The sequence below is a fragment of the Brevundimonas sp. genome, from assembly GCF_016463295.1.
Classification (GTDB): Bacteria; Pseudomonadota; Alphaproteobacteria; order Caulobacterales; family Caulobacteraceae; genus Brevundimonas.
Genome location: NZ_JAEMRO010000094.1, coordinates 1 through 7,284, shown reverse-complemented (window position 1 = coordinate 7,284; position 7,284 = coordinate 1). Strand labels below are relative to the sequence as shown.

The 7,284-nt window shown below is 66.3% G+C and carries 8 protein-coding genes; 4 read left to right on the top strand and 4 right to left on the bottom strand.

The features are described 5' to 3' along the window. Together JHC81_RS12890 and JHC81_RS12885 are read left to right on the top strand one after the other, a co-directional pair. On the top strand, positions 1 to 1,127 hold a 1,127-nt coding region (locus JHC81_RS12890), incomplete at its 5' end, for a biotin/lipoyl-containing protein (RefSeq protein ID WP_292175313.1). Between the two features lie 23 nt (positions 1,128 to 1,150). Further along, positions 1,151 to 1,678: a DUF805 domain-containing protein gene (locus JHC81_RS12885; RefSeq protein ID WP_292175311.1), complete on the top strand. Its 528-nt coding sequence runs from the start codon at positions 1,151 to 1,153 to the stop codon at positions 1,676 to 1,678. Positions 1,679 to 1,681: 3 nt separating this feature from the next. On the opposite strand, the gene JHC81_RS12880 is transcribed toward JHC81_RS12885, so the two are convergent. Then, positions 1,682 to 2,398, bottom strand: a complete 717-nt coding sequence (locus JHC81_RS12880) for a hypothetical protein (RefSeq protein WP_292175309.1) — start codon at positions 2,396 to 2,398, stop codon at positions 1,682 to 1,684. A 370-nt stretch (positions 2,399 to 2,768) separates the two neighbouring features. On the opposite strand from JHC81_RS12880, the gene JHC81_RS12875 reads away from it, so the two are divergent. After that, positions 2,769 to 3,341 (top strand): OmpA family protein, encoded by a 573-nt coding sequence (locus tag JHC81_RS12875; protein ID WP_292175307.1) that lies wholly within the window; start codon positions 2,769 to 2,771, stop codon positions 3,339 to 3,341. 174 nt (positions 3,342 to 3,515) lie between these two features. Beyond that, entirely contained in the window at positions 3,516 to 6,134 is a 2,619-nt protein-coding gene (locus tag JHC81_RS12870) for a TonB-dependent receptor (RefSeq protein ID WP_292175306.1), read from the top strand. Between the two features lie 126 nt (positions 6,135 to 6,260). Here the strand turns inward: JHC81_RS12870 and JHC81_RS12865 are convergent, their stop codons facing one another. The 3 genes from JHC81_RS12865 to ykgO form a co-directional block, all read right to left on the bottom strand. Beyond that, positions 6,261 to 6,569, bottom strand: a complete 309-nt coding sequence (locus JHC81_RS12865) for a hypothetical protein (protein ID WP_292175305.1) — start codon at positions 6,567 to 6,569, stop codon at positions 6,261 to 6,263. Between the two features lie 113 nt (positions 6,570 to 6,682). Beyond that, the gene (locus JHC81_RS12860; protein WP_292175304.1) at positions 6,683 to 6,958 is read right to left on the bottom strand and encodes a DUF2312 domain-containing protein; all 276 of its coding nucleotides are present in this window, start codon (positions 6,956 to 6,958) and stop codon (positions 6,683 to 6,685) included. Between the two features lie 216 nt (positions 6,959 to 7,174). Continuing rightward, a partial coding sequence (ykgO, locus tag JHC81_RS12855; RefSeq protein ID WP_292175314.1) for a type B 50S ribosomal protein L36 occupies positions 7,175 to 7,284 on the bottom strand: 110 nt, incomplete at its 5' end.

Sequence of the window (7,284 nt, the reverse complement as noted above, 5' to 3'; positions counted from 1 at the left end):
ACACCCGGCTTCAGGTCGAACACCCGGTCACCGAACTGATCACCGGCGTCGATCTTGTCGAACAGATGATCCGCAGCGCCGCCGGCGAGCGCCTGCCGTTCTCGCAGGACGACCTCGGCATCAACGGCTGGGCCATCGAAAACCGCATCTACGCCGAAGATCCCTACCGAGGTTTCCTCCCCTCGATCGGCCGCCTGGTCCGCTACGAACAGGCCGAGGAAGGCGAACACGAAGGCCCGACCGGCCCCTATGTCGTGCGCAACGATTCCGGCGTCCGCGAGGGCGACGAGATCAGCATGTTCTACGACCCCATGATCTCCAAGCTGTGCGCCTGGGCCCCAACCCGTGCCGGTGCCGTCGAAGGCATGGCCCGCGCGCTGGAGGACACCCATCTGAACGGCGTCGGCCACAACGTCCCCTTCCTGGCGGCGGTGATGGATCAGAAGCGTTTCCGGTCCGGCAATCTGTCGACCAGCTATATCGTCGACGAGTTCCCCGACGGCTTCCACGGCCTGCCCGCCGGTCCGCTCCAGCGCGACATCATGGTCGCCAGCGCCGTCGCCATGCATGAAATCCTTTCCGAACAGGCGGGCGATCCGTCGGACCGCACCGACTGGGTCGTCATGATCGATCGCGACCCCATCGGCGTCAGCCTGTCCTATGACGACGACGAGGCCCTGAGGCTGGAGCTGTCCGGCGAGGACCGCGCCCTGAGCCTGTCCGACATCGACTGGCGGCCCGGCCAGGCCCAGTTCCGCGCCGTCCTCGACGACACGCCCTTCACCGCCGAGGTCCGCCGCGTCGCCGACGGCTTCGAGATTCGCAGCCGCGCCACCAAGGCTCGCGTCCGCGTCCTGACCCCGCGCCTCGCCGAACTGTTCGCCCGCCTGCCGGAAAAGGTCGCCGCCGACACCTCCAAACTGATCCAGTCCCCCATGCCCGGCCTGGTCGTCGCCATCCCCGTCTCGCCCGGCCAGGAGGTCAAGACCGGGGAGACCGTCGCCATCATCGAGGCCATGAAGATGCAGAACATCCTCAAGGCCGAACGCGACGGCGTGGTGAAGGCCGTCAGCGCGGCGGCGGGCGATCCTGTCGCGGCGGACGATGTGCTGGTGGAGTTCGAGTAAGACAGATGGCCAGCGTTAGCGCCATGCCCATCAAAGACATGTTGCTCAGCTTCAAAGGCCGAATCCGCAGACGTGACTGGTGGCTGTGGTACATCGCTGCGACGGTAATCATCTTCGTCGTCTACTGGCTGGGAACAACAATTTTCCTTGGCTCCAGCAAAGCCGCGTTCGACACCTTCGCTCAGCGCACGAACGAAAGTCTCCTGATAGAGTCGATCGTGACGATCCCTCTGACATTCGTCATCTGCGCACTTAGCGCCAAGCGGGCCCATGATCGAAACATGCTCGCCTGGCCTTTTGTGGCGATTGTGATCGCCAACACCGTCACGAACTTTATTCCTGGATTCGTAGAAGGGCTTGTTGCCCTGCAAGATGGGCACATCTGGCAAATCCTGATCCTGGTTTTACACATCGCTGCCCTCATCGGCTCACTGTATTCGCTTGTTGTGCTCGGTTTCATGGATGGCACGCCGGGGCCCAATCGGTTCGGGCGCTCGCCCAAGGGCATCGGCGGCGACACGGCGCAGGCCACCGCCGAGGTCTTTGAATAACCCCTACCGCGCGTTCAGCAGGTCCGACCACCGCCACGACCCGGTCCCCAGCGCCACGCGCGGCCCGCCGCGCGCGTCGCTCAAGGCAATCAGCACCATGCCGCGCATGCGCTGGCTCTTGCAGGCGGCCGGTGCGAAGGCGACTTCCAGGGCGATGGCCTGACGCACGCCGGCCAGGCCTTCGCCCTCCTCGCCCTGCGTCTGCACCCATCGGCCGTTCCACAGCAGAGGCGTCCGGCCCGCGCCCGCGATGCCCTGGGCCTGCGTCACCGCCTGACGCACTTCCGGATCGGTCCTCAGCGCGTCCTGCAGCCGCTGAACCATGTCGCAGCCGCCATTGCCATTGCCCTCGCCGGTGCCCGAGCCACTGCCACCCTGCCCGCCGGACAGGCCAGAGCCCGCCCGCGTTGCCCCGGCCAGTTCCTCCTCGCCCAGCGTCACCATCGGCGCAGGGGCCGGGTCGCGTGGTGCCGGCAGGGGCCGGACCTCCGGTGGCGGCGGGATCGGCGGCGGGCGGCGCGGGGCGGTGGCACGAACGCGGGTGACCGGCGCGGGCGGTGCGGGAGCCGCGGCAGAGGCGGCGGACGACGCCTCCTCGGTCGCCGTATCGGGCGGGGGTGGCGGCGGCGGGACCGGCACGGGCACAGGCGGCGGCTCCAGCGTCACCATCACCACCGGGGGCTCGATCCTCTCGGGCACCTTGGGGGGCAGCAGTAACATCAGCGCCAGCGGCACGGCGTGCGCCGCGACACTGGCGACCACCGCCCATGACGTCCAGGACCGCCGCCTGCGTCGTCCTTGAGTTGTGTTTGAGGAAACCGGGGCCAATGGCGCTCCACGACATCGAATACCGATGGTCGTCCGGGATCACGCATTCAGTATCGCGCGCCAGACTTGTGACCGCCTTCAGATCATCGGCTCGCGTCAGGATCGTGGCGAACGGCATTATTCATGCGCGACTAGGCTCAACGTATGGTCAAGCTGACATGTTCTGGCCCTTTAGTGGTCATGACCACGCCCCGAGCTTCACTTCACCGTAACATGCGCGTGATGACCAGGGATACCGCGCCCCCTATCCAGGAGTTCAAACTTGACCCGATCCACTCTCAGGACCGCAGCGATCACCGGCGTCGTACTCGCCTTCGGCGTCGCGGCCAGCGGCTGCGCCAGCCACCGCTTCGTTCGTGACCAGACCGCCGTCGTCGATCAGCGCGTCACCGCCGTAGACGGCCGCGTGACCGAGGTCGCCGGCACCGCCGGCGAGGCCCTGCGCCGCGCCACCGACGCCCAGAAACTGGCCGAGGGCAAGTTCCTCTATGAAGTCGTCCTGTCGGACGACTCGGTCAAATTCCCTGTCAACGCCGATACCCTTTCGCCCGAGGCCGAGGCCCGCCTGGCCGAGCTGACCCAGCGTCTGCGCACCGAGAACCGCAACGTCTATCTGGAAATCCAGGGCTATACGGACGCCACCGGGGACGCCGGTCGCAACCGCGAACTGGGCAATGCCCGCGCCGAAGCCGTTCGCCGCTACCTCAGCCAGAACGGTGTCGCCCTGAACCGCATGGCGACCATCTCCTATGGCGAGGAGCAGCCCATCGCCGACAACTCGACCCGCGAAGGCCGCGCCCAGAACCGCCGCGTCGCCATCGTGGTGCTGAGCTAGTCTCGACTATCCTTTCCCCCGGCGCGCGCGTGCCGGGGGAAAGCGCGTGTGTGAGGCCGTGATGTCATCGGCCGAACACGGCCTTCACATTTTTTGCAAACACGCAGTCCATTACCGCGACGGAAATACACGGCCAGGTGCGTTTAGCCTGTTCCTCCTCAAGCGGACTGCCCCATGCTTCTCGTAACGACCGCCTTGTCCGGCCTTCTCGCCGGCATCGTTCCCGCATCTGCGGTACCCCAGGCCGCTCCCCAGACGCCGCCGCCCGTCACCCGTCCCGCTCCGGTGGCCTCTGCACCGGTCGAGGAGGACGAGGAAGCCTATGATCTGGGCACCGTGACGGTCACCGGCAGCCGCCCGCGCGGAGCCGTCGACACCGACATCGAGCCCGAACTGTCGCTGAGCGCCGATCAGATCCAGGCCTATGGCGCGGCCAACATCTCCGAACTGCTGGCCTATCTGGAGCCGGTCACCCGCAGTTCCCAGGGCCGCGACGGCGGCCAGCCCGTCCTGCTGGTCAACGGCCGCCGCATCTCGGGTTTCCGCGAAATCCAGAGCATTCCGACCGAAGCCATCGAACGCACCGACATCCTGCCCGAAGAGGTGGCACTGCAGTTCGGCTATCGCGCCGATCAGCGCGTGGTCAACTTCGTGCTGAAGGCCAACTTCCGCTCCATCTCGGCCGAGGCCGCCTATCGCGCCCCGACCCAGGGCGGGCGCACCACCACCGAGCTGGAAAGCACCCTCTTCAACATTGCGGGCGGCAACCGCTACTCGGTGGATGCCGAATATTCCCGCTCCAGCCCCCTGTTCGAATCCGAGCGCGACATCGAACGCCGCGCGGCCGACCTGCCCGCCCCTCTGTTCGGCGATCCGGCGGATCAGGGGGCCTACCGCACCCTGCTGTCCCAGAGCGAACAGCTCCAGGCCCGCGGCTCGATCAAGCGCGACCTGAACAGCACGACCCAGGGCACGCTGAGCGTCAGCTTGGAAAACACCAACACCCGCAGCTTCAACGGCCTGCCCGGCGTCGTCATCGACGTGGATGGCGTCGACATGGGCACGGACGAGACGGTCTTCCGCTACCTCGACGCGCCCGCCTCACTGGGCCGCAAGACCGACACCCTGACCGCCAATGTCGGCACCGTCCTGGACGGCTTCATCGGCGAGGAATGGCGCTGGACCTTCAGCGGCAACTACGATCGTGTCGAGACCGATACCTTCACGGGCCGGGGTTATGGCGTTACGCCGTTCCAGGACCGCGTGAACGCGGGCGACCCGACCGCCGACCCGTTCGGGACCGTCGCCCTGGCCGATTTCGCGGCCCTGGCCGGCGACACCGCCAACTCCGTCTCCCAGTCGCTGGGAGCAGAGCTGGTCCTGACCGGCGATCTCTACGACCTGCCCGCCGGTGGCATTTCCTCGACCTTCAAGCTGGGCGCGGACACCCGCTCGCTCGATTCGACCAGCGTCCGCTCCGGCATCACGACCGAGCGCTCCCAGTCCCGCGACCGCTTCACCGGTTCCGGCAGTTTCACCTTCCCCATCGCTGACCGGGGCCAGGGCGTCCTGCCCTTCCTGGGTGACCTCTCGGTCAACTTCAACGCGGGCTATGAGGAACTGTCCGACTTCGGCGGCCTGCCGGTCGTGGGTGTGGGCCTGAACTGGTCACCGATCGAGCCCCTGTCTTTCCTGGTCAGCTATACCGACGAACAGGGCGCGCCCTCGATCTCGCAGCTGAACGACCCGATCGTCAGGACATTCGACGTCCCGGTGTTCGATTTCCGGGCCAACGGCGGGCGTGGCGAAACCGTGTTCGTCACCCGAACTGACGGCGGCAACCCGGACTTGGACTCCGACAACCGCCGCGTCTTCAAACTCGGGGCCACCCTGAGGCCGTTCGACGAACAGGACTTCAGCCTGTCCTCGACCTGGACGGTCAGCCGGACCGACGACGTCATCGCCGGCTTCCCGACGATCACGCCGGAACTGGAAGCCGCCCTGCCCGAACGTTTCGAGCGAGCCGAGCCAGTCGGCAATCAGACGGTCGGAACCTTGCTGTCCTTCGACGCCCGTGCCCTGAACTATGACAGCGCCGAGCGTCAGGACATCCGCACCGGCTTCAACTTCTCCAAAGCGTTCGGGACGCCCAATCCCGCTGCGGCAGGCGGACCCGGCATGCGTGGTCCCGGTGGCGGTGGCGGCCCGCGCGCGGGCGGACCCGGCGGCGGCGGTCCCCGTGCCGGTGGCCCTCCCGGCGGCGGTGCCGTAAGGTTCGGCGGCGGCGGGGGTCGCGGTCGTGGCGGCGGCATGCAGCCGGGCCAGGGCCGCTTCAACCTGTCGATCTATCATACCTACCGAATCCAGGACGAGATCGTCATCCGCGACGGCCTGCCCGTCATCGACCTTCTGGACGGCGGCGCGACCGGCAGCCGCGGCGGAAGCCCGCGCCATGAGATCCAGGCCCAGGGCGGTGTGTTCAGGAACGGCATGGGTGCCTTCGTCAACGCCAACTGGCGCGACTCGACCACCGTCGGCGACACCCTGCGCTTCTCGAATCAGACGACGATCAACCTCAACATGTTCGTCGACCTGGGCCAGCAGCGCTCGCTGGTCCAGCGCTTCGGCTGGCTGGAGGGCTCGCGCCTGAACCTGGGCTTCCAGAACATCTTCGACACCCGCACCGAGGTCTCCACCCTGGACGGCACCGACGTTCCCCTGAACTACCAGGCCGACTATCTGGACCCGCAGGGCCGGACGATCAGCCTGACGTTCCGGAAGATCCTGTTTTAGGCAACGGGCAACGGGCAACGGGCAACGGGCAACGGGCATTGGTAGGCTAACTGCGCCGGTCAAAGACCTTAGTTTTCCTTCTGCCTGCTGCCTGTTGCCTGCTGCCTGTTGCCTGCTGCCTGTTGTCTAGTCCCTCTTCTTCCCCCACCGCCGCCTCGGCTCCTCGCCCTTCGCCTTGGCCGCGATCTCCTTCAGCTTTCGGCCTTGCATGGACGACAGCGCCTGCCCCGGTGCGCCCTTTTCCGGGTCTCCGAACGCACGGCCGTGGGTCTTCACCCGCTCGCTGACCGAGTCCAGAAACTCGCCCTCCCATTCAGACAGCGAAACGCCCGCCTTGTCTGCCGACCGGCGGGCGCGTCTCAGGGCATTCAGGGCCGCGCGCTGCGCCGCCTTGCGCTGGGCTTCAAAGGGGCTGGCTGGCGGTTTGCGCTGCATCCAAGGTTCTAGGTTCTAGAGATCAGGTTCTGGGGAAGCTCTCAGCCTGCCCGGACGATAGCTCAGAAACTCAGAAACCCTAGACCCTAGCCCCTAGAACCTAACCCCTCGTCTCAGACTTCGCCGAGCGCCGACAGATACAGGTCCAGGATCGCGTCTTCTTCCTGGCGCTTGGCCTTGTCCTGTTTGCGGATGCGGATGACCTTGCGCAGGATCTTGACGTCATAGCCTTCGCCCTTGGCCTCGGCGAAGACCTCCTTCATGTCCTCCATGACGGCGGCCTTGTCTTCTTCCAGACGCTCCAGCCGCTCGATGATGGTGCGCAGACGCCCCTGCGCCGTCGCATTCAGGACGTCGGGCGAGGAATCGAAGGACGCATCATCGGCCATGGAAAGGCTCCGGCAACAGGATCAGAAACTGAGAAACGCCCTCAAGCAGGCCAAACGGCCGTCAGGGCAAATGGAATGCGGACGCTAACCACGTCGCTTGGCCCGGCTCAACACCGGACACGAAAAAGGCTGCGGACAGAATCCACAGCCTCTTGATATCTCTGCGCTCAAGCAATGCGCGACCGCGTCGCGCGCGTTAGCGTCCCAAGAAAGACCTTAGCCCTGCTTCGCCTTGAAGCGCGGGTCGGTCTTGTTGATCACATAGACCACACCCTTGCGGCGCACGACCTTGCAGTCGCGGTGGCGGGTCTTGAGCGACTTGAGCG